This is a genomic window from Ectopseudomonas composti (genome assembly GCF_001567565.1).
In the GTDB taxonomy this organism is placed as follows: domain Bacteria; phylum Pseudomonadota; class Gammaproteobacteria; order Pseudomonadales; family Pseudomonadaceae; genus Aquipseudomonas; species Aquipseudomonas composti_A.
In genome coordinates, this window is sequence record NZ_LSSW01000029.1 from 24,850 (window position 1) to 51,468 (window position 26,619).

Below are 26,619 nucleotides of genomic sequence, written 5' to 3' on the forward strand. Positions count from 1 at the left end.
GTACGCCGGCTTTTTCATGTCTGCGAGGGCTGTCAGAACTTGTAGCCCAGGCCGACCATGTAGACGAAGGGGTCAACGTCAACGTCGACCTTGGCGCGCACGCCGAGGGCGTTGTTGTCGACATAGGCAGTGGTATCGATGTCGATATAGCGCACCTGGGCGTTGAGCATCAGGCTGTCGGTCAGCATGTAATCGGCACCCACCTGCCAGGCCAGACCCCAGGAGTTCTTGGCGCGGAAGTTGTCGAAGCCGTTGGCGCTGGCAGCGCTGCCGACGTGCTCGTCAAAGATCCAAGTGTAGTTGATGCCGGCGCCGACGTAGGGCTGGAAGGCCGACTTCGCGTCCAGCGGGTAGTAGACCAGGCTGAGGGTCGGCGGCAGGTGCTTGAGGGTGCCCAGCTTGCCGTTGGCCGCATCGAGGACGGTGCCCTTGATCTTCACGTCGTGTTCGAACGGGGTTGCCGCCAGCAGCTCGATACCCAGGTTGTCGGTGAGCATGTAGGCGAAGTTCAGACCCAGCTGAGTGTCACTGCTCATGGTTGCCTTGCCGCCGAGATCGGTACCAGCGAGGCCGCCGCGATCAACCTTGACGCTGGAAGAGTCGGCGTCTGGGTTGACGGTGATGGCACCGGCACGGATGAGAATGTCGCCAGCCTGGTGAGCATGAGCGACAGGGGAGGCGATGGCCAGGGCCAGCAGAGAGGCAGTGAACAGTGACTTGTACATATCGAGCTCCAGTTCGAGTCGGTTGTGTCTTTGGCTGGAATCAATGCTAAGCCAAGCAACAATTCACTTTTTGACCTGGCTCAATAGATCGGCTGGCTCTGCTGCGGTGTTTTGTCCATTGCTTCAAATGCATCTCTAGATGATAATGTTTCTCTTTTTGAAGCAAGCCTGTCTGTCGAGGACCCTCTGCGCATGAATCGCTTCCCCCTCCGTTCCCTGGCCGTGGCCCTGATGTTGGCCAGCGGCTCGCTGGCTGCCGCGCCTCTGGATGCCGCGCTGGATGAAAGCCAGCGTCTGGCCGCCGAGGCCAAAGCCTCTCAGGGCCGTGTCGAGCAGCTGGATGATGCCAGCCGAGAGATGCTCAATGAGTACCGAAATGCCCTGCAGCAGGCTGAGGCTTTGAAAGGTTATAACAGTCAACTTCGTGATCTGGTCGAAGCCCAGCGTCAAGAGCTGGCCAGCTACCAGAAGCAGCTCGATGGCATCGAGCGTACCCAGGAAGCGGTGAGCCCGCAGATGGTCAAGATGGTCGAGGTGCTGGGTGAGTTCATCGCCGCCGATCTGCCTTTCCTGCCCGAAGAGCGTGAAGACCGTCTGGCGCAGCTGCAGGATCTGCTGCCGCGCGCCGATGTCAGCCTGGCCGACAAGTACCGTCGTATCCTCGAGGCCTATCAGATCGAGAGCGATTACGGCCGCACGCTCGAAGCCTGGCGTGGTGAGCTGAATCAGGCCGACGGCGGTTCGCGCAGCGTCGAGTTCCTGCGTCTGGGCCGCAGCATGCTTTATTACCAGACCCTCGACGCCCATGAGAGCGGCTGGTGGAACCCGCAGACCAAGGCCTGGGAAGTGCTCGATGGCAGCGCGCGTCGTCCGCTGACCCAGGCCATCGCCATTGCCCGCCAGCAGCAGGCGCCTGCCGCGCTGTCCCTGCCGATCAAGACCCTGGCCGAGGAGGCCGCACAATGAGTCGTCGTGTTGTAGCCGTACTGGCGCTCAGCCTGTTGCCGGCACTGGCCGCCGTGGCCGAAACCCTCAACCCCGATCAACTGCTGCAGCGCATTCGCAGTGAGCGTGCCGCCGAAGTCAGCGCCATGCAGGAGCGCGAGCAGGCGTTTCTCGCCAAGCGCGGCGAGCAGGCGCAACTGCTCGCTAGCGCGCGCTCCGCACTGAATACCCAGAAAGCCGAAAGCGAGCGTCTGAAAGCCGAATTCGACCGCCAGGAAGCCGAGCTGGCCGAGCAGGAAAAACTGCTGGCGCAGCGCGTCGGCCACCTCGGTGAGTTGTTCGGTGTGGTGCGCCAAAGCGCCGGTGACGTCGCCGGGCAATGGCAGGACAGCCTGCTCAACGCCCAATATCCGGAGCGCCTGAAGCGCCTCAAGGCGCTGGCTGAAAGCCGTTCGCTGCCGTCGGCCGAGGACCTCGACGGCTACTGGATGCTGCTGCTCGAAGACCTGGCCGCCAGCGGCCGTATCGAACGCCTGCAACTGCCGGTGGTGAATGCCGATGGTTCGCGTCAGCAGCAGCAGGTGCTGCGTGTCGGCGCGTTCGCCGTGTATGGCGAGGACGCCTTCCTGCGTTACGACGCCGATGCCGGGCAACTGGTAGCGCCGCCGCGTCAGCCGTCCGGCCTGGGTCAGGTCAAGGACTACCTGGACAGCACCGACGCACTGGCCACACTGCCGATCGACCCGAGCCGTGGCAGCCTGCTGGCGCAACTGCAGCAGCAGCCGACCCTGTGGGATCGCCTGCAGCAGGGTGGTCTGGTTGGCTGGGTGATCGTCGTGCTCGGCGCCTTCGGCCTGCTGCTCGCTGTATGGCGCATGGTCTACCTCGCTCGCGTTGGCAGTGGCGTCAAGGCGCAGATGCATGACCTCAGCGCGCCGCGTAACGACAACCCGCTGGGCCGTGTGATCGGGGTACTGGGCGCCAAGCCGCAACTGGCTGACCTGGAAACCCTGGAGCTCAAGCTCGACGAAGCGATCCTGCAGGAGACGCCGCCGCTGGAGAAAGGCCAGGGGCTGCTCAAGCTGCTGGCCGCCGTTGCGCCGCTGCTCGGCCTGCTGGGCACCGTGACCGGCATGATCGTGACCTTCCAGGCCATCACCCAGAGCGGTGGCGGCGACTCGCGCCTGATGGCCGACGGTATCTCCCAGGCGCTGGTAACCACCGTACTGGGCCTGGTCGTGGCCATCCCGCTGCTGTTCCTGCACAGCCTGCTGGCCAGCCGCAGCAAGGGGCTGATCCAGGTACTGGAGCAGCAGAGCGCCGGTTTGATCGCCCTGCACCTGTCGGGAGCGCCGCGCCGTGACTGATCTGTTCGCCTTCTGGCTGCGTGCGGTCGACAGTGCCTATGCACTGCTCGACTTCATGAGCGCCGGCGGCGTGGTGATGTGGGCGCTGGCGGTGCTCTGCGTGGTGTTCTGGACCCTGGTGTTCGAGCGCTTCTGGTACATGCGCAGGATTTTCCCGCGCTGGGTGCTGGAGCGCCGCGAGGCCTGGCAGCAGGTGCTCGCCGATGACAACGGCAACTGGCAACGCGCCGTGCGCCTGGCCTGGCTGGCGCAGGCGCGTCAGCAGCTGGCGGCGCCGCTACGCCTGGGCAAGACCCTGGTCGCGCTGTATCCGCTGTTGGGCCTGCTCGGCACCGTGCTTGGCATGATCGCCGTGTTCGACGTCCTCGCTCTCAACGGCACCGGTAACCCACGCGGCATGGCCGCAGGCGTCTGGCAGGCAACCCTGCCGACCATGGCCGGCATGGTCCTGGCCATTCCTGGATTGTTCAGCCTGGCGCGCCTCGAGCGCGAAGCCAGCCAGGCCATCGAGCGGCTGGCCGACCAGCTGCGTCACGACTGAGATCGCCCAACATGAGAATGCGTCGTCACCACCAGCAGGACGAAGACACCGGCATCGACCTTACGCCGATGCTCGACGTGGTCTTCATCATGCTGATCTTCTTCATCGTCACCAGCTCCTTCATCCGTGAGTCCGGGGTCGAGGTGCAGCGCCCGCAGGCGGAAACCGCCAACCCGCAGGACAAGGGCAACATCCTCATCGCCGTCACCGCTGACGGGCAGATCTGGATGGACAAGCAGCCTGTAGACATCCGCAGCGTACGGGCTCACGTCGAGCGCATGCGCGTCGATCAGCCCGAGGGCGCGGTGGTGGTGCAGGCTGACAAGGATGCGCGCACCGGCCTGGTCGTCCAGGTGATGGATCAGGCGCGTCTGGCCGGTGTGCAGGATGTCGCCCTGGCCGCCGGTAGCGGAGTCAACTGATGCGCCTGCCGCTGTCTTTTCTCTGCGCCTGCCTGATGGCCTTGGGGTTGTTCGCCCTGATGCTGTACATGGTCGCGCCGCCGAGCGCCAAGGTCAGTCAGGACCCGGTCAGCGTGGCCAACTTCGTGCGCATGGACGGCAATACCAGCGAGACGGCCAGCCGCACCCGTCAGCAGGCGCCGCAGCCACCTCAGCCGCAAACGCCGCAGCCACCCACGCCGCCGACCCCGCAAACCGCCACGCCGAGCGCTAACCTGCCGGCGCTGGATATCCAACTGCCCAGTCTGGCCAGCGGCATCGCCGTCAACAGCGCGCCGGCGCCGAGCCTGTCCGGGCTGGCGCCCGGGGCGCCGGCACCGACGCCGCCGAGCGAAGCTGCCGAGTCCGGCGGGCAGATGGGCGGGATGGAAAGCGAGGTCATGCCACTCAACGACGTGCGTCCTGACTATCCGGGCTATGCGCTGCAAAAGGGCATCGAAGGTTTCGTCAAACTGGCTTTCACCATCAACCGCTCCGGCAGCGTGGAAAACATCCGCGTGCTGGAGGCCAACCCGCGTAACGTTTTCGAGCGCGAAGCGCGTCGTGCCGCCTCTCGCTGGCGCTTCGCGCCGCGCACCGAAGGCGGCCTGGCGGTAGACCGCGAAGCGGTGAAAACCCTCTACTTCCGTCTTCAAAGGAGGTGACCATGTACCGTTGGGTGTTGCTCGTGATGCTCAGTGCTGCGGCCATGCCTGGCATGGCCCAGCAGACCGTCGATCCGGCCGTGTTCAAGGCTCTGAATGCGGCGCAGGCCGCGCAGCAGAAGGGCGACTACAGCGCCGCGCGCCAGGCCCTGGATGCCGTCAAACCGGCCGGTGGCAGCCTCGAAGAGGCGCTGGTCTGGCGCAGCAAGGCCTATGTGGCCTGGTCGGCCGGCAACAATGGCCAGGCCATCGACTGGCTGGACAAGGCCGTGCGCAGCGGCAAGCTGGACGACGAAATGCTGGTCGGCGAGCGCCTCAACCTGGCCAAGCTCAACCTCAGCGAGCGCCGCTACGCCAAGGTCGTCGAGCTGCTGGCGCCGAGTCAGGGCACTGCCTCCGAGGAGGTCTTGCAGATGCTGGTGCAGGCCTATCAGGGCATGAACCAGCCGGCCAAGGCGCTGCCGTTGGCCGAGCGTTATGTGCAGGCCAACCCCAATGCCGCTGACATCTGGCTGCAGTTTCTGGTGGGTGCCAATGCCGACCTGAAGCGCTATGCCCAGGCCGAGCGGTGGCAGCGTCAGTTGCTGGTCCGCCAGCCAAACGATGCCAAGAGCTGGCGCCAACTGGCGAGCCTGCAGCAGATGGCCGGCAGCAATGACAAGGCGCTGGCCACTCTGCGTGCCGCGCACAGCAAGGGCCTGCGCTTCAGCGAGTCGGAGCTGGACAATCTGGTACTGCTGGCCGGCGCCGCCGACCAGCCGTGGCAGGGCGCCAAGCTGCTCGCCGGCATGCTCGACAGCGGCCTGCTGGCCAACACCGCCGCGCGTCAGGAGCGCCTTGGCCTGTTCTGGTGGCAGGCGCGTGATCGCGCGGCTGCCGTTCGTGTGCTGCGGCCCCTGGCCGAGCGCAGCGGCAACGGTAAGCACTGGTTGTACGTCGCCCAGCTGGAGTTGGAGCAAGCGCGTTGGCAGGCCGGTCTGGACGCCCTGGCGCGTGCCGAGCGCAACGGTGCCGAACGGTCCAAGGTGCGTTCGTGGCGGCAGTGGGCAGAAAGCGAGCTGCGCTTCGAGCGTGAGAAGCGGGTCGCCAGTCGCAACTGACGACAGCGTTGCCGGATATGAAAAAGCCAGACGCGACGTCTGGCTTTTTCTTTGGCGGGGTATTGGTAGGGGCGGCGGGCGGCGTTGCGATTTATCCGCGAATCCTTTCGCGGCTGAAGCCGCGCCTACGATGATCAGCTGTCGGGCAGTTCGTAGGCGTAGATCTTGTTTGCCTCCATCTGGTAGCCGACCTCGGCCAGCTCACTGCTGACGTGCTCGGTTTTCAGCGGGCCTTCGACCCAGAACGGCTGGTACAGCGCATCGAGCAGCACGCCGAGCTCACTGGTGACATGAACGATCTGGTTCGACGGCGGTGGTGGCACGTGGATGCAGGCGCCGAAGTAGGGGACCAGCAGGAACTCCACCACCCGCCCTTCGTCGGTGACATCGAGCGGAACGATGTAGCCCGGCAACTTGACCATCTGCCCATTGAGCTCCTTCACCACGGGGGCCGCAGGCGATTGCTGCATGGCCGCGGGGCCGGACTCGGCCAATGCGTCGGCCAGTTGCGAGAGGTCATGAATGGGCGCCGGATCGACGACCTGCGGCGGTGCATTCGGAGGGATCAGATCGGACCAGGTGAGTTCGCGCACTTCAGCGGCAGCCAGGGGCAAGGCCAGGGTCAGCAGCAGAGTGGCGAGCAGGGGGCGGCGCATGGACTACCTCTGTAAAGTGATTCGCCCGCACAGTGTACAGGCGAATCGCGGCTTGGAGACCTGTTCAAGGTCTAGCGAGCTAGACCAATGCAAGGCAAAAAAACAGGCGAGGGCGCGCAGTTTACGAGCTGTAAGCGAGGCGCCCGAGCCTGTTTTCAACGCAGCAGTGCCGACACCGCAGACCTCGGGCAGGTTCTTACAGGCGAATCGACAGGCCGTCGGCCAGTGACTGCCGATAGGCGCGCCAGGCCGGCACGCTGCCCATGGCCACGGCGGCGGCGAGAATCCCGCCAAGTAGTTTCCATTCGTAGCTCGACGGCGCACTGAGCGCCAGGTACAGGCCGTAATTGGCCTGTACGAAGCCCTGGCTGCCAGCGATACCCAGATAGAGCAGCGCGACACCGAAAGCGACGCCGGCCAGTGCCAGGGTGAAGGCTTCGAGCACCAGCAGGCTGGCGATATGCCAGGGGCGCGCGCCCACCGAGCGCAGGATGGCCATCTCCCGGCGACGCTCGTTGAGGCTGGTGAGGATCGCCGTGAGCATGCCGATCAGCCCGGTCAGCACGACGAACAGCGAGACCACGAACAGCGCTTGCTCGGCCGTGCCCATCAGGCTCCATAGCTCCTGCAGCGCTACGCCGGGCAGGATCGCCAGCAGCGGCTCGCCACGGAACTCGTTGATCTCGCGTTGCAGGCTGAAGGTGGCGATCTTGCTGTTGAGGCCGAGCATGAAGGCGGTGATCTGCTTCGGCTGCAGATCCATGGCACGTGCCTGATCGGCGCTGACGCGTGCATCGCCACGGGCTGGCATGCCGTTCTGCCAGTCGATGTGCAGCGCCTCCATGCCGGCCAGGGAGATGTGCAGCGTACGGTCGACCGGTGTGCCGGTGCGTTCGAGGATGCCGACCACGGTGAAGGGCTTGTCGTCGTGCTTGACCAGGCTGATGGTGGCGACACCGTGCGCCAGAACGATCTTCTCGCCGAGGCTGTAGCCCAGCGCCTGCGCCACTTCTGCCCCCAGCACCACGTCGAAAGGATCGTCGGAAAATTCACGACCCTGAGCCAGCTTGAGCGCCTGGCCACGGGCGTAGCGGTAGTGCTCGAAGTAGGCGGTGCTGGTGCCCATCACCCGGTAGCCGCGGTGCGAGTCGCCGAGGGAAATGGGAATGGCCCACTTCACCTGACGGTGGTTGGCGAAGTGCTCGAAGCTGTCCCAGCGGATGTTGTTGGTGGCATTGCCGATGCGGAAAACCGAGTACAGCAGCAGGTTCACGCTGCCGGAGCGGGCGCCGACGATCAGGTCAGTGCCGCTGATGGTATTGGCGAAGCTGGCGCGCGCCTCGGTACGCACACGTTCCACGGCCAGCAGCAGGCAGACCGAGAGGGCGATGGCGAACACCGTGAGCAGGGCAGTGAAGCGACGATTGGCCAGGCTGGCCAGGGCTATGCGTAAAAGGTGCATCTCAGACCTCGACGGGTTTGGCGGCGCGGTTGAGTTCGGCCAGCGACAGGTTGCGGTCGAACAGCGGAGCCAGGCTCTGGTCGTGGCTAACGAACAGCAGGCTGGCACCGGCGGCGCGGCATTCGGCGAAGAGCAATTGCAGGAAGGCTTCGCGGGCGTCGTAGTCCAGTGCCGATGTGGGTTCGTCGGCGATCACCAGCTCTGGCTGACCGATCAGTGCGCGCGCGGCGGCGACGCGTTGCTGCTGGCCGATGGACAACTCGTCGGCACGGCGGCCGAGCAGGTCGGCGCGCAGGCCGAGGTGATCGAGCAGTGCTGCGGCGGCATTATCGACGCTGCCATGGCGCTGGCGCGCGCGGTCGGCACGCAGGCGCGAGAAGCGGCAGGGCAGTTCGACGTTCTCGCGCACGGAAAGAAACGGCAGCAGGTTGAACTGCTGGAAGATGTAGCCGGTGTGATCGACGCGGAAACGGTCGCGGGCACCGGCGGAGAGCTGGCCCAGGTCTTGGCCGAGCAGGCGGATATGGCCGCTTTGCGCCCGCTGCACGCCGCCGAGCAGGCCGAGCAGAGTGGTCTTGCCGCTGCCGCTGGGGCCTTTGAGAAACAGGGTTTCACCGCGTGCCAGGGTGAAGGTGGGAATATCCAGCAGCTGCGCCTGGCCGGGCCAGGCGAAACCGAGATCGGCGAGTTCGATCAGAGCTTGGGTCATGGTTTCTTCGAGTCGTCGTTCAAGAAAAGCCGCGTAGGGAGGCCTGATTGTCTGAGCCTAACTCACGGATGGCGTCAATACCGCCGGAGCAGGTTTTGTGGGAGGCGCTTTAGCGGCGAGCTTGCATTCGTAGCCAAAGCGAGTCGCCACCTGGTTCTCCCACAAAGCGAGTAGGGTGGATGCGGGGCACGTCAGCTACGCGCCCCGATCCACCCTACAGCATCAGAACGACAGACGCGGCTGGGCTGCAGTCAGTTCCGCGCCCTGCTGGCCGCTCGGGCCGATCAGTTGCACATTGACCTTGTGCGTGGCGGGGAAGCGTTTGAACAGCTCGCTCAGATCCAGTTCCTTGAGGGCGTCGGCCTGCTTGCAGGAGAGCTCATAGCTGGCTTCGATATCGCTGTGCTCGTGCTCGTGCTCGTGCTCGTCGGCGTCAGCGTGCTCATGCTCATGCTCATGCGCTTCGTCCTTGTGGTGATCGTGGTCGCCGAACAGCGGGCTGTCCAGCTCCTGCTTGGTCACCTGGCAGGCGCCAGCGGCCAGGCCGAACAACTCGATGGGTTTTTCCAGCTCGGCTTTGGCGGCGGCCACCTTGGCTTTGTCGGCATCGCTCTTGGCCGCGTGCTCGAAGCCAACGAAGTTCATCGCCGGGCTGTCGATCTGCAGTTCCAGGGTCTGGCCGTCGAGCGCCACGTTGAGGCTGGCCACGCCGTGCTCGTGCGCACCGAGACTGCCGTGTTCATGGTCATGGTCGTCATGGGCCTGGGCAGCAGCCAGGGGGAGCAGGGCGAAGGGTAGGGCGAGCAGCAGATGGCGCATGGAGGTCTCCGGCATGAGTGTAGTTTCTTGTTACGTTATAACAACTTTTATGCTGGGCTGGCCAGCACACAGGGAGCATGGGAGCATGCAGTTTCCTGACTGGAGGCTGAACATGATGCGAATACGTGGGCGCATCGGCGACTGGCCGGTGGATCTGACGCTGGAGCTGGACGCTGAGGACTGGGCGCAACTGGCGCAGCACGTGGTCGCTACGCCGACACCCAGCGCGGCGGCAGCGCCCGGCGCCACTGCCGATACGGGCGACGCGCTGTGGCAGACCGCGCTGCAATTGGTGCGCGATGCCGGCCAGGTCGAAGGGCCGCGGCTAATGACGCAACTGGCCGCTCTGGCTGGCGGAGAGGCTGCCGGTAAGCGCTTGCTGGTACGTCTGCGTCATTGCGAGCAGATTCGCATGGAAACCGGCGCGGATGCGCCGATCTATCACTGGCAGGAGTAGTCGCCCAGGCTGCACACACTAGCGCTGTGATCGGCGGTGCGCATGGTGCACCTTCACGGCGAGCGCTATGTAGACCCGAGAGATCAGTAGATCGCCTGATACAGCTTGCGGCGATAGGTGGTGACCAGCGGGTGGTCGCCGCCGAGGAGGTCGAACACCTGCAGCAGGGTTTTGTGCGGCAGGCCTTCATTGTAGCTGCGATTACGCACGAACAACTTGAGCAGACCGTCCAGCGCCGCTTCGTACTGCTGGCGCGCCAGTTGCTGTACGGCCAACTGATACAGCGCTTCGTCATCCTCGGCATTCTGTGCCAGGCGGCTCTTGAGCGAGGCCACTTCCGGCAGGTCGGCGGCCTGGCGCAGGAAGGTCAGCTGCGCCTTGGCGCCGGCCAGTGCCTGCTTGTGCTCGTCACCCTTGACCGCGTTGAGTACGGCTTCCGCTTCGCCCAGTTCGCCGCGCTCGGCCAGGCAGCGCGCGTAGAGGATCAGTGCGGCGGCGTTCTCGTTGTCTTCCGTCAGCACCTGCTGGAGCAGGGCTTCGGTTTCAGCGAAGCGACCTTCGGCGAACAGCGCCTGGGCGGCCTCCATCGGGTCAGCAGCGACAGGCGCCGGTTCGGCAACGTGGGGCTTGAGCATTTCGCGGATCGCCGCTTCCGGCTGTGCGCCGGCAAAACCGTCCACCGGCTGGCCGTCCTTGAACAGCACCACGGTGGGCAGGCTGCGAATGCCGAAACGCATGACGATATCCTGCTCGATATCGCAGTTGACCTTGGCCAGCAGCAGCTCGCCGGCATATTCCTCGGTGATCTTCGCCAGCATCGGCATCAGCGCCTTGCATGGCGCGCACCATTCGGCCCAGAAGTCCACCAGCACCGGTTTGTGGAAGGAATTCTCGATCACCAGTTGCTCGAAGTTGGCGGTGCCGGAGATGTCGAAGATGTAGGGGGAGTCGCTCATGGTCGGTCTCGAAAAGCAGGGCAATGGACTATTAATGCGGGCAGCGTCGTGCGGTTACAAGGGGCGTGCGGCGTGATACAGGCTGACTTCGCGAAATTGCGCGGGCTCGGCCAGGTCCGGCCAGGTGCAGCCGTCCAGCAGCGCCAGGCGCTGGTAGAGCGGATGCTGGAAATCCTTCACCCGTGAATCGGCCACCAGGGCCTGGCGTCCGCGGCTGAGGAAATGATCGAGCAGCGGCAGGTTGGCGCGATCATAAAGCACGTCGGCGACCAGGATCAGGTCATAACGATCCGCTTCGGTGAAGAAATCTTCCGAGTAGTTCAGCGTCACGCCGTTGAGTTCGGCATTGGCGCGGCACGCGCTCAGCGCCAGCGGGTCGAGGTCGCAGGCCACTACTTCTGCCGCGCCGGCCTTGGCGGCGGCAATGGCGGCCACGCCCGAGCCCGCACCGAAATCCAGCACCCGCTTGCCGCGTACCCATTCGGGGCGCTCGGCCAGCCAGCGCGCCAGCACCAGGCCGCTGGCCCAGCAGAAGCACCAGTACGGTGGCTCTTCGAGGATGCGCCGGGTTTCCTCGGGGTTGAACGCGCGATCCATGTTGCTGGCATCGATCAGCCACAGGGCGATGTCGCTGCCGGGCAGCTTCTCGGCGACCAGGCGGGCGTCGCCGAGCAGTTCGTGCAGCGCCTGCTGCAGGTGGACCGGAGGGATCATGGTGCCGGCACCAGGTGCAGGACGCCGAGGTCCTGATCGGTCAGTTCGGCGATGGTGCGCGCCGGCAGGCGTTGCACCAGGCGCCCGGAATGGCTGACGCGGCCGCGCAGCTCCAGGCGCAGGTCCTGCGGTGCGGCCTGGGTTTGCACTGGCAGATGAAACGACAGCGGTTCGCCATCGCCACGCAGATGAACCTGGCCAAGCAGCGCGCGTGGGCGGCCGAGCATGTCAACGCCGAGCAGGGCCAGGTCGACATCGGCACCTGGCGCGACGCCGAGCAATTCGCCACGCAGGCTGGGCGGCTGCGCGGCGGCTGCCTTGGCTTCACTCATTGCCGGTGCAGGCGTGGGCTCTGGCGGGGTGGTTCCAGGCGCGCTGGCGCAGGCCACGAGCAGGCCGCTCAGGGCGAGGGGGAGGAGGTGCAGGGATCGGTTCATGACAGGTTCTGCTCTTGGAGGTGCGTCCCCATAGCTTAATTTGTCTTGCTGCCTCGCCCACGTTTTTCAACGGCCTGCTATGCGCTACCATGGCGCCTTTGCCGCCAAAAGCCCGCGCCTGCCATGCATTGTCCCTTCTGCGCCGCCAACGACACCAAGGTCATCGATTCCCGTCTGGTCGCCGAGGGCGACCAGGTCCGTCGCCGTCGCGAATGCGTGGCCTGCGGTGAGCGTTTCACCACCTTCGAAACCGCCGAGCTGGTGATGCCGCGCCTGATCAAGCAGGACGGCAGCCGTCAGCCCTTCGACGAAGAGAAGCTGCGTGCCGGCATGCAGCGCGCGCTGGAGAAGCGCCCGGTGAGTGTCGAGCGCCTCGAAGAGGCCATCGCCCGCATCAAGCAGCAGCTGCGGGCCACGGGCGAGCGCGAGGTGAAGTCGCTGGTGCTGGGCGAGTTGGTGATGACCGAACTGAGCAAGCTCGACGAGGTGGCCTACATCCGTTTCGCCTCGGTCTACCGGCGCTTCCAGGATCTCAACGAGTTCCGCGAGGAAATCGAACGTCTGGCCCGCGAGCCGTCGAAAAGCCGATGAGCGAGCGCGATCATTTGTTCATGGCGCGCGCCTTGCGACTGGCGCGCAAAGGCCTGTACTCCACTCATCCCAATCCGCGTGTCGGCTGCGTCATCGTGCGCGATGGGCAGATCGTCGGGGAGGGCTGGCATGCCCGTGCCGGCGAGCCGCATGCCGAGGTTCATGCCCTGCGCCAGGCTGGTGACAAGGCGCGAGGCGCCACCGCCTACGTGACGCTGGAGCCCTGCAGCCATCATGGGCGTACACCGCCCTGCGCCGATGCATTGGTTGCCGCGGGTGTCAGCCGGGTGGTCGCGGCGATGCAGGATCCCAATCCGCAGGTGGCCGGCAGCGGTTTGCTGCGTCTGGCTCAGGCCGGTATCGAGGTCGCCAGTGGCGTGCTGGAAAGCGAGGCACGCGCACTCAACGCCGGGTTCATCAAGCGCATGGAGCATGGGCTGCCGTTCGTGCGGGTCAAACTGGCGATGAGCCTGGATGGCCGCACGGCCATGGCCAGTGGCGAAAGCCAGTGGATCACCGGGCCGGCGGCGCGCGCCGAGGTCCAGCGTCTGCGCGCGCAGGCCAGCGTGGTGCTCAGCGGCGCCGATACCGTGCTGGCCGACGATGCGCGACTGACCGTACGCGCCGACGAACTGGGCCTCGGCGCCGAGATGACCGAGCTGGCGCAGCGCCGGCCGCCGTTGCGGGTGCTGGTCGATGGGCGTCTGCGCGTGCCCTTGAGCAAGACTTTTTTCCAGGTCGGCCCCGCGCTGGTGGCGACCTGTGCGGCGGCTACCGCCCGTGATCGCTACCAGGAAGACGGCCATGAGCTGCTCGCGGTGCCGGGCAGCAATGGTCATGTCGACCTGCGCAAGCTGTTGCTGGAACTCGCCAGTCGTGGCGTCAACGAGGTGCTGGTGGAGGCTGGGCCGCGTCTGGCCGGCGCTTTCGCGCGTGCAGGGTTGGTGGACGAGTACCGAATCTTCATGGCGCCGAAGCTGCTGGGTTCCAGCGCGCGGGCGCTGCTCGACCTGCCGCTCAACCGCATGGCCGAGGCGCCAGAGTTGCAGATTCTCGATATTCGCGCGGTGGGCGACGACTGGCAGATCACGGCGGTGCCCAAGGCGCGCAGCTAGCCTGCATGGTCGGTAGGCGCGGATTTATCCGCGACAGGCGCTGGCGCCGCAGCCGTGAGGATCGCGAATGAAGCGCAACGCCGCCCGAGATCCGGCAAGCGCATGGGTATGCGCGACATCGCCGCAAACGGCCCGTACCGGCAGCATGCGCCGCGATAATAAATATGGTAAAACGCCACGCGGCCCTTTGAGGGCCGCAACGTTCTCAGGGCGGGGTGCAATTCCCCACCGGCGGTGATGGTTCGCAGAGCCTAGCCCGCGAGCGCTCGCCATGGCATCTGCCATGCGAGGTCAAGCAGACCCGGTGTGATTCCGGGGCCGACGGTATAGTCCGGATAAAGAGAGAGCGGGATTCCCTCCCCGGGCGGTCTATGCCAGCCTGTGAAATCCCTATCGATCGGCATTTGCCCTGTTTTTGACCAAAACAGGAGTTCGTCCATGCTGTTCAGCACCATCTTCAACGTGAAACCGGAGGGCGCATGTTCACCGGCATAATCGAAGCCATTGGCAGTATCCGCGCCATGACGCCCAAAGGCGGCGATGTGCGTGTCTACGTGGCCACCGGCAAACTCGATCTGGGTGACGTCAAGCTCGGTGACAGTATCGCCGTCAACGGCATCTGCCTGACCGCAGTTGAGCTGCCCGGCGACGGCTTCTGGGCCGACGTCAGCCGCGAGACGCTGGCGCGCACCGCCTTCGTCGATCTCAAGCCTGGCAGCGCCGTGAACCTGGAAAAGGCCCTGACGCCGACCAGCCGCCTTGGCGGGCACCTGGTCAGCGGTCACGTCGACGGCGTCGGCGAAATCGTTTCGCGCGCCGATAACGCCCGTGCCGTGCAGTTCAAGGTGCGCGCCCCGCGCGAGTTGGCCAAGTACATTGCGCACAAGGGGTCGATCACCGTCGATGGCACCAGCCTGACCGTCAACGCGGTCGATGGCGCCGAGTTCGAGCTGACCATCGTTCCCCATACCCTTGCCGAGACCATCATGGTCGACTACCAGGCAGGGCGTAAGGTCAACCTGGAGGTCGATCTGCTGGCCCGTTATCTGGAGCGTCTGTTGCTCGGTGACAAGGCCGCCGAATCCAAGGCCTCGGGCCTCACCGAGAGCTTTCTTGCCGAACACGGCTACCTGAAGAATTGAGGAGACGCCCCGATGGCGCTCAACACCGCTGAAGAACTGATCGAAGACATCCGCGCCGGCAAGATGGTCATCCTCATGGATGACGAGGACCGTGAAAACGAAGGCGACATCATCATCGCCTCCGAATGCGTCACCGCCGAGCACATCAACTTCATGGCCCGCTTCGCCCGTGGCCTGATCTGCATGCCGATGACCCGCGAGCGCTGCGAGCTGCTCAAGCTGCCGCTGATGGCGCCGCGCAATGGCTCCGGCTTCGGCACCAAGTTCACCGTCTCTATCGAGGCGGCCGAGGGCGTGACCACCGGCATCTCCGCCGCCGACCGCGCGCGTACCGTGCAGGCTGCCGTGGCGCGCAATGCGGTAGCTGAGGACATCGTCAGCCCCGGTCACATCTTCCCGCTGATGGCCCAGCCCGGTGGCGTGCTGGCGCGTGCCGGCCATACCGAGGCAGCCTGCGACCTGGCGCGCATGGGTGGTTTCGAGCCGAGCGGGGTGATCTGCGAGATCATGAACGACGACGGCACCATGGCCCGCCGTCCGGAGCTGGAGAAGTTCGCCGAACAGCATGGCCTGAAGATCGGCACCATCGCCGACCTGATCCACTATCGCCTGATCCACGAACGCACCGTCGAGCGCATCAGCGAGCAGCCGCTGGACACCGAGCTGGGTCAGTTCAACCTGGTGACCTACCGCGACGGTGTGGAGAACACCGCGCACATGGCCCTGACCCTGGGCACCATCTGCGCCGAAGAGCCGACCCTGGTACGTGTGCACAACATGGACCCGCTGCGCGACCTGTTCCTGGTCAATCAGCCTGGACGCTGGAGCATGCGCACCGCCATGGCCGAGGTGGCCAAGGCCGGTAGCGGCGTGGTGCTGCTGCTGGGTAATCCGCTGACCGGGCCGGAGCTGCTGGCGCTGATCAGCCGCCAGCAACCGGCCAATCCGGCGACCTACAGCACCGTGGGCGCTGGTTCGCAGATTCTGCGTGACCTCGGCGTGCGCAAGATGCGCCTGATGAGCTCGCCGATGAAGTTCAACGCGATATCCGGCTTCGACCTCGAGGTTGTAGAATACCTGCCGTCTAAATAAGAAGCGGCTCGACAGAGCCGCATCTGATGACCCTCTCCCATTTATGGGAGAGGGTGCCCGAAGGGCGGGAGAGGGTGTTTTCGCGCGCACCGCATACCCTCTCCCTACGCGGGCCGCCCCTGCCCCTCTCCCGCAAGCGGGAGAGGGGAGCTAAAGCACGTAGCCCGGATGAAATCCGGGAAGATCGGCACACTGTCCCCGGATTGCATCCGGGCTACGCTGATAAACGAATTTTATTTTCGGAGCGCACGGCGCTCCGGCTCTTTAACCCATGTGAGACCCGTCATGACCCTGAAGACCATCGAAGGTACCTTCATCGCCCCGAAGGGCAAATACGCCCTGGTGGTAGGCCGTTTCAACAGCTTCGTCGTCGAGAGCCTGGTCAGCGGCGCCATCGACGCCCTGGTGCGTCACGGCGTTAGCGAGAGCGACATCACCATCATCCGCGCCCCGGGCGCCTTCGAGATTCCGCTGGTGACCCAGAAGGTCGCCCAGCGTGGCGAATACGCGGCGATCATCGCCCTTGGCGCGGTCATTCGCGGCGGTACTCCGCACTTCGAATATGTCGCCGGCGAGTGCACCAAGGGTCTGGCTCAGGTTTCCATGGAATACGGCGTACCGGTTGCCTTTGGCGTGCTGACCGTCGACTCCATCGAACAAGCCATCGAACGTTCCGGCACCAAGGCGGGTAACAAGGGTGCCGAAGCTGCGCTGTCTGCCCTGGAAATGGTCAGCCTGCTGGCGCAGTTGGAGGCCAAGTGAGCAACTCCGGTAACGGCCAGCCGGCCAAGAAGGGCCCCAGCGGCAAGATTCTCGCACGCCGCGAGGCCCGTACTCTGGCCATGCAGGCGCTGTACTCCTGGCACATCGCCGGGCAGCCGCTGAACGAGATCGAAGCGCAGTTTCGCGTCGACAACGATTTCAGCAAGGTCGATGGCGCCTACTTCCACGAGATCCTGCACGGCGTGCCGCGGCAGAAGACCGAGCTGGACGAGGCTTTTACGCCGCTGCTCGATCGCCCGCTGGAAGAGATCGATCCGGTCGAACTGGCCATCCTGCGCCTGTCCACCTACGAGCTGAAGAACCGCGTCGACGTGCCCTACAAGGTGGTGATCAACGAAGGTATCGAGCTGGCCAAGGTGTTCGGGGCCACCGACGGACACAAGTTCGTCAACGGTATCCTCGACAAACTCGCGCCCAAGCTGCGTGCCGCCGAAGTCAACGCCAACAAACGTTGAGGTCTATGGGATGCTTGATTCACGATCTTGCGAGCTAGAGCCATGCAAGGCAAAAGCAGGCGAGGAAGCGCAGTGTGCTGTAGCACATGAGCTTTCCGAGTCTGCTTTTAACGCAGCAAGGCCGACGCGCAGCAGATCGTTGCTTGCCCGTGAATGAGTTCGAGCTGATCCGTCGCTATTTCGCCGCCGCTCTTTGTGCACAGGGCGGCGATGGCGTGGTTCGCGGTATCGGTGATGATTGCGCCCTGCTGGCGTTGCCGGCAGGTGAGCAGATGGCGGTATCCACCGACACGCTGGTTGCCGGGGTGCACTTTCCCGACGCCTGCGATGCCTTTCTTCTCGGCCAGCGTGCGCTGGCTGTCTCCGCCAGTGACCTGGCTGCCATGGGCGCCACGCCACTGGCCTTTACCCTCGCGCTGACCCTGCCGAGCGCCAGTGAATCCTGGCTGGCCGAGTTCGCCCGGGGTTTGCAGCTGATGGCGCAGAACTGCTCATTGGCCTTGGTCGGCGGTGACACCACGCGCGGCCCGCTGAGCCTGACGCTGACCGTGTTCGGTCGCGTGCCGGCCGGGCAAGCGCTGCTGCGCAGTGGCGCGCAGGTGGGCGATCTGCTGTGCGTCGGTGGTGAGCTGGGGGATGCCGCTGGCGCCCTGCCGCTGGTACTGGGGCAACGCGAAGCCGCGCCTGATGTCAGCGCCGCGCTACAGGCGCGCTACTGGTCGCCGCAGCCACAGCTCGCTCTGGGCCAGGCGCTGCGTGGCCGGGCCACGGCGGCTCTGGATATTTCCGACGGCCTGCTCGCTGACTGCGGGCATATCGCCAAGGCCTCGCAGGTCGCCCTGCAAATCGAACTGGCGCGTGTGCCACTGTCTGCGCCCTTGCGTGCCTTTGCCGGTGAGGAACAGGCGTGGGGCTGCGCGCTGGGTGGTGGCGATGACTACCGCTTGGCCTTTACTCTACCGCCAGCTCTGCTCGACGCGGTTGTGCGTGACTGGCCCGAGGTTCGGGTTATCGGTCGCGTGCTGGCCGGCTCCGGGGTGCAGTTGCTGGACGCTGTCGGCCAGCCAATCGAAGCGCCGCGCAGCGGCTACCAACATTTCTGACAGGACGGAGTGCGTGTGACCGATCACCCCAACCAGGTTCCCGCCGAGTACGTACCGCCCTCGGTGTGGCGCAATCCCTGGCACTTCATCGCCTTCGGCTTCGGCTCCGGCACTCTGCCCAAGGCGCCGGGTACCTGGGGCTCGCTGGTGGCGCTGCCGTTCGTGCCGCTGTGGCAGATGCTTCCGGACTGGGGCTACTGGCTGCTGCTCGGGGTCACCATGCTGTTCGGCTTCTGGCTGTGCGGCAAGGTCGCCGACGACCTGCGCGTGCATGATCACGAGGGCATCGTCTGGGATGAAATGGTCGGCATGTGGATCACCCTCTGGCTGGTGCCTGAGGGTTGGGTCTGGTTGCTGCTAGGCTTTCTCATGTTTCGTCTGTTCGACATCGTCAAACCCTGGCCGATTCACTGGATCGATCGCCATGTGCATGGCGGTGTTGGCATCATGCTCGATGACATCATCGCCGGGGTCTTCGCCTGGCTGGCCATGCAGGGGCTGGTCTGGGCCTGGGCCAACTATGGAGCGGGGCTGGGGTTCTAAGGAGTGAGCATGCGCATGAGGCAAGTCTGGCTAGGCGCGCTACTGATGCTGTGCATGGTGGTCGGCGCTCAGGCCAGCAGTGAGCTGCCAGGGGAGATACGCCTGGCCAGTGAAACCTGGGAGGCTTATACCGAGGCGGACGGTACCGGCCTGGGCTGGGACGTCATGCGCAAGGTCTTCGAGCCAGCCGGCGTTCGCCTGAGCATCCACAGCGTGCCCTACACCCGCGCCATCGGGCTGGTGCAGCGTGGCGAAGCCGACGCCTGGGTCGGTGCCTATCGTGACGAAGTCGAGGAGCAGGTGTTCTACCCCAAGCATTTCTATGATCGTGATCAGATCGTCGCGCTTGGCCTCAAGGACAAACCACGGCCGACCCTGAACAGCCTGGGCAAGTATCGGCTGGTCTGGGTGCGCGGCTACGGTTATCAGGAATATCTGCCGAATGTGCGCGACTACCGGGAAGTGCAGCGGCGAAGCGGTATTCTCGGCATGCTCGACCTGGGACATGCGGATTTCTATATCGACGCTCGCCCCGAGGTCGAAGTCGTGCTGAGCCAGACCGACAGCCCGCAGCAGTATCGGATGACGGATCTGACGCAGTTGCCGCTCTATCTCGGCTTTGCCGATACGCCACGTGGCCATGCCCTGGCTGAGCTTTTCGACCAGCGCATGACCAAACTGATCGCCAGCGGCGAACTGCGGCCTATCTTCGCTCACTGGCGCCAGCCCTATCCCTTCGACTGAGCCGGGAGGCCGTCACACATGCAGCTTCGTCACTGTCTCGCCGTGCTGGCGCTGTTGTGCTCGAGCCCTTCATGGGCCGCGTCTCAGGTTCAGGTGGTCGGCCTGTTTCCGGGGGCGGCGGTGATCAATGTCGACGGCCAGCGCAAGCTGGTTCGCGTGGGGGCCACCGGCCCTGGCGGCGTGCAGGTGGTCAGCGTCGACAAGCAGGGCGCGGTACTGCGTGTCGAGGGTGTCGATCGCGCCTATCCCTTGAGTCGTGAGTACAGCGCCGGTTTTGCCGAGCCGCAGAAGAAGCGCCTGAGCATCGCCAAGGGTATTGGCGGCCACTACTGGGTCGCGGGTTCGGTGAACGGTCAGACCGTGCAGTTTCTGGTCGATACCGGCGCCACCTCGGTCGCGCTCAACGATGCGCATGCCCGGCGCCTGGGCATCGATTACCGGGTCACGGGGCGGCCGCTGCAGGTCAGTACCGCCAGTGGCGTCACCCGTGGCTGGCGGGTGACGCTCGACCGGGTCAAGGTGGGCGATCTGGAAGTGCTTGGCGTCGATGCCGTGGTGCTCGAGGGCGGCGCGCCAAGCGATGCGCTGCTGGGCATGAGCTTTCTCGGCCGGGTTGGCTGGCGCGAGGAGCAGGGCATGCTGGTGCTCGAATCCAAGATTTGAGCGTCAGGCCAAAGTCTGCTGCGTGTCGCTTCTGACGCGTTAGATACAGGCCCAGCAGGCCGTGTGCGGCCAACCCGTTTTAGCGAGACCCCAGCCGGGCGCGCGAAGCGAGTACTGCTCATGCAGTCAGTAGATTCCGCTTCCTTGCCTGTTTGACTCGCTGGCGCTCGCCCTACGGGCCAGCCTTCGGCTGTTACTCCCGCTGGTCGTTGCGCCTGGCATTGCTCTGGCCCGCGAGACTTTGAAGCGACTCTGATCGTGCTTATTGACGGTTTCGATACTGATGATCGGCAATTCTGACTGACCCGCCAGCGGGGGCTGCTGATACAATGCCGGCCCTGTTTCGTACTCATTGCTAGGAGTATCCGGTGTCCGTCGTGTTCGTCGCCGCCTCCCAACTGCCTACACCCTTCGGTGTGTTCACCATGCATGGCTTCCTCGATGAGGCCACCGGCAAGGAACACGTCGCCCTGACCTTCGGCAACGTCGCCGATGGTGCCCCGGTGCTCGGTCGCCTGCACTCCGAATGCCTGACCGGCGACGCCCTGTTCAGCCTGCGCTGCGACTGTGGCGCCCAGCTGCAGGCGGCATTGCAGGCCATCGCCAACGAAGGCCGTGGCGTGCTGCTGTACCTGCGTCAGGAGGGCCGAGGCATTGGCCTGCTGAACAAGATCCGCGCTTACGAGCTGCAGGATGGCGGCGCCGATACCGTGGAGGCCAACGAGCGCCTGGGCTTCGGTGCCGACCAGCGTGACTACGCCATCTGCCTGCCGATGCTCGAACACCTGGGCGTGCAAAGCCTCAAGCTGATGACCAACAACCCGCGCAAGGTCAAGGCCCTGGGTGACATGGGCATCACCGTGGATCATCGCGTGCCGTTGCAGATCGCACACAATCCCTACAACAAGCGTTACCTGGCCACCAAGGCCGGCAAGCTCGGCCATATGCTGGGCAACCAGCATCAGGGCGAGACCGAGGAAAGCCTGTGACCCGAGGCCAGGTGAAACGTCGGCTGGCGCTGCTCTGGTGGCGTCATCTGGGCGTGGCCCTGGCGCCATTGCTGGTCTTCAACCTGCTGTTCGGCGGTGGTGCCCACACGGTCTTGAGCATGCCGATGTTCATTGCCGGCCTGGCCTCGATGTTCGTCAGCCTGCCGCTGTTTTCCGCATACAAGCATGCCCTGATCGCCACGCAGAACGCGCTCGACAGCGATCAGGAGCCTGCCGCCTGGCTGGAACTCGATCGCGTCCGCCTGCGTGCTCTGCTTGGCGCAGCGCTACCGGCCTGGATCGCCGCCCTGGCAGTGTTGGCCGGCCTTGAAGCGATTCCCCTGGTGTTGTTGGCGCTGTCGTCCATCGTGCTGCACAGCCTCTACCGTATTCCCCGTCAGTTGGGCTGATGCGCGCGCTGCTCTTCGCGCTTTGCCTGCTGGCGCTGCCGCTGGCTGCGGCCGAGCGGGTGATCAGCCTGGCGCCCTCGCTCAGTGAAATCATGCTCGACCTGGATGCTGCCGACCTGCTGGTCGGCGTGCTCGAAAGTGATGAGCGTCCGCCTGCGCTGGCGCATCTTCCCACCGTCGGGCGCTATGGCCAGCTGGAGTTCGAGCGACTGTTGCAGCTGGCGCCCGATCTGATCCTTATCGCACCCGGCAGCGTACCGCCGGCGCAACAGGCGCAGTTGCAGCGTTTCGGCATCGACCTGCTGATCATCCAGCCGCAGCGCCTCGATCAACTTGGCGAGGCCTTCGTGCGCATTGGCCAGCGCATTGGGCGGGCAGAGCGGGGCGAGCGCCTGGCTGCCGAGTATCGGGCCGAACTGGCCGCGCTGCGCCAGCGCTACCGACGTGAGCAGCCGCTGAAGGTGTTCTATCAGATCTGGCACCAACCGCTTTACACCATCGGCGGTGAGCAGCTGATCGGCGACGCCTTGCACGTCTGCGGAGCGCGCAACCTGTTCGCCGACCTGCCGCAACCGGCGCCGCAGGTCAGCGTGGAGGCGGTGCTGGCGCGTGACCCGGACGTGATTCTGGGTGGCAGCAATGCCGAACTGAGCGCCTGGCAGGCCTGGCCGCAGGTGCATGCCGTGCGCTTGGGACAGGTCTGGGCTGTGCCGGACAAGGGCCTGGAGCGGCCCAGCCGGCAGATGCTCGGGGCCATCCAGAAGCTCTGCGAGCGGATGGCGGGGGCACGGTAGCCCTTCTCAGGCGACGCGCCCGGGGCGCCCTACAGCGGTCGTAGGATGCGCCGTACGCGCCAAGGTCAGAGTTGCGGCGTCCAGGTTACGGCGAAAAGCGCGGTACGCCCGGCGCTGTTGTAGCCGAAACGGCCATTGGCTGTGCTGTAGGTCGCTTCTGCGTAATCCTTGTCCAGCAGATTATCCAGCTTCAGGCTCAGCCCCAGTTCCTCATTGGCCTGCCAGGCGGCGCGCAGGCTTAGCAGACCGTAGCCGCTCATTTCGATCTCGTTGTCGGCATCGTCGTAGCGGCCACTGATTGCACGCCAGCCTGCGCCCACCGACACATCGCCAAAGCGGCGGTCGAGGTCCAGGTTCAACGTGCGTTTGGCGCGGCGTTGCAGGGTATGGCCGTTGGCGCGGTCACGCGGGTCGGTCAGGGCTAGAGCGAGACTGCTCTGCCAACCGAACAGTTCCTGCTGTACGGCAGCTTCGAAGCCATGAATCCGGGCTGTCTGGACGTTCTGTGGAATGAAGTTCTGATCCAGGACGATGGCGTCCTCGATATCAGTTCGATACACGGAAGCCTGCAACGATCCTGTGTTGCTGTAGCGGCTGCGCCATTGCAGCTCGTAGCTCTTGGAGCGTTCCGGCGCGAGGTCGGGGTTGCCGTACCACTGATCGTAGAGATCGTTGAAGGTCGGCGCTCGGAAACCTTCGCTGTACGACAGAATCAGGTCGTTGGCACTGTTAAGAGGTAGGGTCAGTGCCGCGTTCCAGGTGTTTTCGCTGCCGAACTGCTGGTTATCATCGTGGCGCAATCCCAGCTCGGTCGAGAAGATGTCGCCGGTGTAACGGTGTTGCACGAAGGCCGCACGGTTCCAGCGTGAATCCTCCGCGAAGTCCGCGCTGCTTTGCAGGCGATCCTCATACCAGTCGGCGCCAGTCAGAATTTGCTGGTGGTCGGTGAGGGTCAGGGTATTCACCCAGCTCGCCGAGTCGCGATAGGTGGTGTACGTAAAGAATGAATAGTCTGGCGCTGCCGGTGAGTCATCACCCGTGTCGCGCTGGTCTTTGCTGTGACCCATTTCCAGGCGGCTGCTCCAGCGCTCGTTGAGGCGGCCGTCGATGAACCCGGAAAGGCTGCTGACCTGGAAGTCCGTTGTCGGCAGCAGGCCGGTAAAGACATCGTCGTACTCCACCTGGCCACGCTGATCGAGAGCACTGAGCCCGACCTGCAGATCGTCATTGAATCGGTGCGACAGATTCAGGCTGAGCGAGCGGTTGCGGTAGGCATCGTCGTCGCCATTGGCGCCGAAACCGTCTCGAGTGGCGTCGATGCCGGCGGTCTCGTCCAGGGCTGCGCCCAGATGAAAACGGGTGCGCTCGTCGCCGCCGGAGAGACCGAGGCTGCGCTGGTAGGTGCTGTCACTGCCAGCCGCCAGGCGCGCGTAAGGCTTGAGGCCCTGGCCATCGGCCTGGCGGGTGAATATCTGAATCACGCCGCCAATGGCGTCCGAACCATAGAGTGCCGAACGCGCTCCACGTACTACCTCGATACGCTCGATCTGCTCCGGGGCAAGGAACTCCAGGCTACTGGTGCCACTGGAGGCCGCCGCGATACGTTGGCCGTCGACCAGCACTAGGGTTTGTGCTGTGCTGGTACCGCGCAGGAAAACGCCCGTCTGGCTGCCAGCACCACCGGTGCGGACGATGCTGAGACCCGGCACACGCTCCAGCAACTCGGCGACGCTGCTGACCTGCAGGCGCTCGATATCGTCTCGCTCGAACACGGTCGTGGCCGCGGTGGCCTGAGCTTGCGGTTCGGCCAGGCGGCCGGAGGTGACGATCAGCGGCTCGGCCACGTAGGGCTCGGCGGCCAGCGAAAGACCAGGCATGACGGCGATGGCCAGAGCCAGACGGGACAGTTTCATTCTCTTTCCTCAACGGTCGGCAGACGTTCGAGGAGGGTGGACGCAAGCGCAGGCAGGGCAGCGCTTGACCGTGTCGCCCTCCGCAACACCAGTCGCACCGCCTTGGCCGGTCTCCGGGCTGTCGACCCGCGTCCGCCTTCCCAGGCTGGGCCCAGTGGCTGTTGGACGCGGCGCAAGCTCAGCGCTTGCCATCGATTACCGTTGCGGGGGCAGCGTCGGCATCGCACCGACTTCCCGTTTAACGCCGCTAGCGCAGCGCACCCTGGCGGAACATGAAGTGCGCGCACCTTAGTGCGCGCGCATATGAATCACAAGCAAGCGCCGCTCATTTAGCGATGAGCGGGCTTCATGCTCAGGCCTGCAGGCGGGCGAGGCGCTCACGTACGGCGCGTTCGATACCGGCGTCGTCCAGGCCGCATTCGGCGAGCATCTGGCTCGGCTTGGCGTGTTCGACGTAGTAGTCCGGCAGACCCAGGTGCAGCATCGCTACCTGGCGGTTCTCGGCGGCGAAGAATTCGCTGACCGCACTGCCGGCGCCGCCCATGATGCTGTTTTCCTCGATGGTCACCAGCAGCGCGTGGCTGCTTGCCAGTTCGCGCAGCAGGGCTTCGTCCAGTGGTTTGACGAAGCGCATGTCGACCACCGTGGCGTCCAGGGTTTCACCGACGCGCAGGGCTTCGGCCAGTTGCACGCCGAAGGCCAGCAGGGCGACGCCCTTGCCTTGGCGGCGCACCACTGCCTTGCCGATCTCCAGCGGCGCCAGGCCAGCATCGAGCGGCGCGTTGGGGCCGGTGCCGCGCGGGTAGCGCACGGCGGCCGGGCCGTCGAACAGGTGGCCGGTGGTGAGCATGCGGCGCAGCTCGTTCTCGTCGCTCGGGGTCATCACCAGCATGCCGGGGATGCAGCGCAGGTAGGAGAGGTCGAAGCTGCCGGCGTGGGTCGGGCCGTCTTCGCCGACCAGGCCGGCGCGGTCGATGGCGAACAGCACGTCGAGGTGCTGCACGGCCACGTCGTGAATCAGTTGGTCATAGGCGCGCTGGAGGAAGGTGGAGTAGATCGCCACCACCGGCTTGGCGCCTTCGCAGGCCATGCCGGCGGCCAGGGTTACGGCGTGCTGCTCGGCAATCGCCACGTCGAAGTAGCGATCGGGAAAGCGCTCGCTGAAGGCCACCAGATCGGAGCCTTCCTTCATCGCCGGGGTGATGCCGACCAGGCGGTTGTCGGCGGCGGCCATGTCGCATAGCCACTGGCCGAACACGTTGGAGTATTTCGGGCCGCTGGGTTTCTTCGGCGCGGCGACCGGGGTCACCGGTTCCAGCTTGGTGATGGCGTGGTAGCCGATGGGGTCGGCCTCGGCCGGGGCGAAGCCCTTGCCCTTCTTGGTCACCACATGCAGGAACTGCGGGCCGTCCAGGTCGCGCATATTGCGCAGGGTGGCCAGCAGGGTGGGCAGGTCGTGGCCGTCGATGGGGCCGACGTAGTTCCAGCCCAGTTCCTCGAACAGGGTGCCGGGCACCAGCATGCCCTTGGCGTGTTCCTCGACCTTGCGCGCGATTTCCCAGGCGCCGGGCAGGCGCGAGAGGATCTTCTTGCTGCCCTCGCGCATGCTGGCGTAGGTGCGGCTGGAGATGATCTTGGCCAGGTAGTTGGACAGGCCGCCGACATTCTTGGAGATCGACATGTCGTTGTCGTTGAGGATCACCAGCATGTTGGCGCCGACATCGGTGGCGTGGTTGAGCGCCTCGAAGGCCATGCCGGCGGTCAGGGCGCCGTCGCCGATCACCGCTACGCTCTTGCGCTTCTCGCCCTTCAGGCGGGCGGCGATGGCCATGCCCAGCGCCGCGCTGATGCTGGTGCTGGAGTGGCCGACGCCGAAGGTGTCGTACTCGCTCTCGCCGCGCCGGGGGAAGGCGGCCAGGCCGTCCTTCTGGCGCAGGCTGCCCATGCGCTCACGGCGGCCGGTGAGGATCTTGTGCGGGTAGGCCTGATGGCCGACGTCCCACACCAGGCGGTCATCGGGGGTGTCGAAGACGTAGTGCAGGGCGATGGTCAGCTCGATCACGCCGAGGCCGGCACCGAAGTGCCCGCCGCTCTGGCCAACGCTGTAGAGCAGGTATTGGCGCAGTTCGTCAGCGAGGGTTTCCAGGTCCGCTTCGGCCAGGCGGCGCAGTTCGTCCGGCGTGTTGGCGCTGTCGAGCAGCGGCGTCAACGGGCGCTCGCGGGGGATCTCGTGGAAAGTGGTCGGCATCAGGCGAATCGTTATAGGCGTAAAAGATGCGGCAGTTTACC

30 protein-coding genes and 2 riboswitches are annotated in these 26,619 nt (G+C 65.1%); of the genes, 20 read left to right on the plus strand and 10 right to left on the minus strand.

What is annotated here, in order from left to right; all coding sequences use genetic code 11:
- Window positions 1-32: 32 nt before the first annotated feature.
- Entirely contained in the window at window positions 33-725 is a 693-nt protein-coding gene (locus tag PCLY_RS16585) for an OmpW/AlkL family protein (RefSeq protein WP_061240731.1), read from the minus strand.
- Between the two features lie 192 nt (window positions 726-917).
- Here PCLY_RS16585 and PCLY_RS16590 point away from each other — a divergent pair, with 192 nt between their 5' ends.
- Genes PCLY_RS16590 through PCLY_RS16615 form a run of 6 tightly spaced genes read left to right on the plus strand, consistent with a single transcriptional unit; the run spans window position 918 to window position 5,783 of the window.
- Window positions 918-1,691, plus strand: a complete 774-nt coding sequence (locus PCLY_RS16590; RefSeq protein WP_061240732.1) for a DUF3450 domain-containing protein — start codon at window positions 918-920, stop codon at window positions 1,689-1,691.
- Window positions 1,688-3,037, plus strand: a complete 1,350-nt coding sequence (locus PCLY_RS16595) for a MotA/TolQ/ExbB proton channel family protein (protein ID WP_061240733.1) — start codon at window positions 1,688-1,690, stop codon at window positions 3,035-3,037. Before PCLY_RS16590 ends, PCLY_RS16595 begins: the two co-directional genes overlap by 4 nt.
- Window positions 3,030-3,578: a MotA/TolQ/ExbB proton channel family protein gene (locus PCLY_RS16600; protein ID WP_061240734.1), complete on the plus strand. Its 549-nt coding sequence runs from the start codon at window positions 3,030-3,032 to the stop codon at window positions 3,576-3,578. The genes PCLY_RS16595 and PCLY_RS16600 overlap by 8 nt, the downstream gene beginning before the upstream one ends.
- An 11-nt stretch (window positions 3,579-3,589) precedes the next feature.
- Complete coding sequence (locus PCLY_RS16605; RefSeq protein ID WP_061240735.1) at window positions 3,590-4,000, plus strand: ExbD/TolR family protein; 411 nt, start codon at window positions 3,590-3,592, stop codon at window positions 3,998-4,000.
- Entirely contained in the window at window positions 4,000-4,683 is a 684-nt protein-coding gene (locus PCLY_RS16610) for an energy transducer TonB (protein ID WP_061240736.1), read from the plus strand. The genes PCLY_RS16605 and PCLY_RS16610 overlap by 1 nt, the downstream gene beginning before the upstream one ends.
- Window positions 4,684-4,685: 2 nt before the next feature.
- On the plus strand, window positions 4,686-5,783 hold the full coding sequence (locus PCLY_RS16615) for a tetratricopeptide repeat protein (protein ID WP_061240737.1): 1,098 nt from the start codon (window positions 4,686-4,688) through the stop codon (window positions 5,781-5,783).
- Window positions 5,784-5,917: 134 nt separating this feature from the next.
- Here the strand turns inward: PCLY_RS16615 and PCLY_RS16620 are convergent, their stop codons facing one another.
- From PCLY_RS16620 to PCLY_RS16635, 4 genes are all read right to left on the minus strand, one after another.
- Window positions 5,918-6,439: a DUF3299 domain-containing protein gene (locus PCLY_RS16620; protein WP_061240738.1), complete on the minus strand. Its 522-nt coding sequence runs from the start codon at window positions 6,437-6,439 to the stop codon at window positions 5,918-5,920.
- A 196-nt stretch (window positions 6,440-6,635) separates the two neighbouring features.
- The gene (locus PCLY_RS16625) at window positions 6,636-7,901 is read right to left on the minus strand and encodes an ABC transporter permease (protein ID WP_061240739.1); all 1,266 of its coding nucleotides are present in this window, start codon (window positions 7,899-7,901) and stop codon (window positions 6,636-6,638) included.
- Between the two features lies 1 nt (window position 7,902).
- Complete coding sequence (locus tag PCLY_RS16630) at window positions 7,903-8,610, minus strand: ABC transporter ATP-binding protein (protein ID WP_061240740.1); 708 nt, start codon at window positions 8,608-8,610, stop codon at window positions 7,903-7,905.
- Between the two features lie 222 nt (window positions 8,611-8,832).
- Entirely contained in the window at window positions 8,833-9,429 is a 597-nt protein-coding gene (locus PCLY_RS16635; RefSeq protein WP_061241588.1) for a DUF2796 domain-containing protein, read from the minus strand.
- Window positions 9,430-9,541: 112 nt separating this feature from the next.
- Between PCLY_RS16635 and PCLY_RS16640 the strand changes: the two genes are divergently transcribed.
- Window positions 9,542-9,886, plus strand: coding sequence for a hypothetical protein (locus tag PCLY_RS16640; protein WP_061240741.1), 345 nt, complete (start codon window positions 9,542-9,544; stop codon window positions 9,884-9,886).
- 83 nt (window positions 9,887-9,969) lie between these two features.
- On the opposite strand, the gene trxA is transcribed toward PCLY_RS16640, so the two are convergent.
- Genes trxA through PCLY_RS16655 form a run of 3 tightly spaced genes read right to left on the minus strand, consistent with a single transcriptional unit; the run spans window position 9,970 to window position 11,993 of the window.
- Complete coding sequence (gene trxA, locus PCLY_RS16645; protein WP_061240742.1) at window positions 9,970-10,842, minus strand: thioredoxin; 873 nt, start codon at window positions 10,840-10,842, stop codon at window positions 9,970-9,972.
- A gap of 54 nt (window positions 10,843-10,896) precedes the next feature.
- A complete protein-coding gene (locus PCLY_RS16650) occupies window positions 10,897-11,556 on the minus strand; it encodes a class I SAM-dependent methyltransferase (RefSeq protein ID WP_061240743.1) in 660 nt (219 codons plus the stop codon).
- A complete protein-coding gene (locus tag PCLY_RS16655) occupies window positions 11,553-11,993 on the minus strand; it encodes a YbaY family lipoprotein (protein ID WP_061240744.1) in 441 nt (146 codons plus the stop codon). Before PCLY_RS16655 ends, PCLY_RS16650 begins: the two co-directional genes overlap by 4 nt.
- Window positions 11,994-12,116: 123 nt before the next feature.
- On the opposite strand from PCLY_RS16655, the gene nrdR reads away from it, so the two are divergent.
- The 13 genes from nrdR (at window position 12,117) to PCLY_RS16720 (ending at window position 22,417) form a co-directional block, all read left to right on the plus strand.
- The gene (nrdR, locus tag PCLY_RS16660; protein ID WP_003243991.1) at window positions 12,117-12,584 is read left to right on the plus strand and encodes a transcriptional regulator NrdR; all 468 of its coding nucleotides are present in this window, start codon (window positions 12,117-12,119) and stop codon (window positions 12,582-12,584) included.
- The gene (gene ribD / locus PCLY_RS16665; protein ID WP_061240745.1) at window positions 12,581-13,699 is read left to right on the plus strand and encodes a bifunctional diaminohydroxyphosphoribosylaminopyrimidine deaminase/5-amino-6-(5-phosphoribosylamino)uracil reductase RibD; all 1,119 of its coding nucleotides are present in this window, start codon (window positions 12,581-12,583) and stop codon (window positions 13,697-13,699) included. Before nrdR ends, ribD begins: the two co-directional genes overlap by 4 nt.
- 197 nt (window positions 13,700-13,896) lie before the next feature.
- Window positions 13,897-14,051: riboswitch (FMN riboswitch) on the plus strand.
- 127 nt (window positions 14,052-14,178) lie between these two features.
- The gene (locus tag PCLY_RS16670; protein ID WP_061240746.1) at window positions 14,179-14,841 is read left to right on the plus strand and encodes a riboflavin synthase; all 663 of its coding nucleotides are present in this window, start codon (window positions 14,179-14,181) and stop codon (window positions 14,839-14,841) included.
- A 12-nt stretch (window positions 14,842-14,853) separates the two neighbouring features.
- On the plus strand, window positions 14,854-15,933 hold the full coding sequence (ribBA, locus tag PCLY_RS16675; RefSeq protein ID WP_061240747.1) for a bifunctional 3,4-dihydroxy-2-butanone-4-phosphate synthase/GTP cyclohydrolase II: 1,080 nt from the start codon (window positions 14,854-14,856) through the stop codon (window positions 15,931-15,933).
- A 285-nt stretch (window positions 15,934-16,218) separates the two neighbouring features.
- Entirely contained in the window at window positions 16,219-16,695 is a 477-nt protein-coding gene (ribH, locus tag PCLY_RS16680; protein ID WP_012019761.1) for a 6,7-dimethyl-8-ribityllumazine synthase, read from the plus strand.
- Entirely contained in the window at window positions 16,692-17,171 is a 480-nt protein-coding gene (nusB, locus tag PCLY_RS16685) for a transcription antitermination factor NusB (RefSeq protein ID WP_003463208.1), read from the plus strand. Before ribH ends, nusB begins: the two co-directional genes overlap by 4 nt.
- A 149-nt stretch (window positions 17,172-17,320) precedes the next feature.
- The gene (gene thiL, locus PCLY_RS16690) at window positions 17,321-18,274 is read left to right on the plus strand and encodes a thiamine-phosphate kinase (RefSeq protein ID WP_061240748.1); all 954 of its coding nucleotides are present in this window, start codon (window positions 17,321-17,323) and stop codon (window positions 18,272-18,274) included.
- A 15-nt stretch (window positions 18,275-18,289) separates the two neighbouring features.
- Window positions 18,290-18,817: a phosphatidylglycerophosphatase A family protein gene (locus PCLY_RS16695; RefSeq protein WP_061240749.1), complete on the plus strand. Its 528-nt coding sequence runs from the start codon at window positions 18,290-18,292 to the stop codon at window positions 18,815-18,817.
- 9 nt (window positions 18,818-18,826) lie between these two features.
- Complete coding sequence (locus PCLY_RS16700; protein WP_061240750.1) at window positions 18,827-19,561, plus strand: substrate-binding periplasmic protein; 735 nt, start codon at window positions 18,827-18,829, stop codon at window positions 19,559-19,561.
- 18 nt (window positions 19,562-19,579) lie between these two features.
- Complete coding sequence (locus PCLY_RS16705; protein ID WP_061240751.1) at window positions 19,580-20,224, plus strand: retropepsin-like aspartic protease family protein; 645 nt, start codon at window positions 19,580-19,582, stop codon at window positions 20,222-20,224.
- Window positions 20,225-20,592: 368 nt separating this feature from the next.
- Complete coding sequence (ribA, locus tag PCLY_RS16710) at window positions 20,593-21,213, plus strand: GTP cyclohydrolase II (protein WP_061240752.1); 621 nt, start codon at window positions 20,593-20,595, stop codon at window positions 21,211-21,213.
- Window positions 21,210-21,623: a hypothetical protein gene (locus PCLY_RS16715; RefSeq protein ID WP_061240753.1), complete on the plus strand. Its 414-nt coding sequence runs from the start codon at window positions 21,210-21,212 to the stop codon at window positions 21,621-21,623. Before ribA ends, PCLY_RS16715 begins: the two co-directional genes overlap by 4 nt.
- The gene (locus tag PCLY_RS16720; RefSeq protein ID WP_061240754.1) at window positions 21,623-22,417 is read left to right on the plus strand and encodes a cobalamin-binding protein; all 795 of its coding nucleotides are present in this window, start codon (window positions 21,623-21,625) and stop codon (window positions 22,415-22,417) included. The genes PCLY_RS16715 and PCLY_RS16720 overlap by 1 nt, the downstream gene beginning before the upstream one ends.
- A 65-nt stretch (window positions 22,418-22,482) precedes the next feature.
- Here PCLY_RS16720 and PCLY_RS16725 read toward each other — a convergent pair whose 3' ends face one another.
- Both PCLY_RS16725 and dxs read right to left on the minus strand, forming a co-directional pair.
- Window positions 22,483-24,330 carry a TonB-dependent receptor domain-containing protein gene (locus PCLY_RS16725; RefSeq protein ID WP_061240755.1) on the minus strand — a complete coding sequence of 616 codons (1,848 nt, stop codon included), beginning with the start codon at window positions 24,328-24,330 and terminating at the stop codon, window positions 22,483-22,485.
- 87 nt (window positions 24,331-24,417) lie between these two features.
- Window positions 24,418-24,610, minus strand: a riboswitch (cobalamin riboswitch).
- Window positions 24,611-24,682: 72 nt separating this feature from the next.
- Complete coding sequence (gene dxs, locus PCLY_RS16730; RefSeq protein WP_061240756.1) at window positions 24,683-26,578, minus strand: 1-deoxy-D-xylulose-5-phosphate synthase; 1,896 nt, start codon at window positions 26,576-26,578, stop codon at window positions 24,683-24,685.
- Window positions 26,579-26,619: the final 41 nt, after the last annotated feature.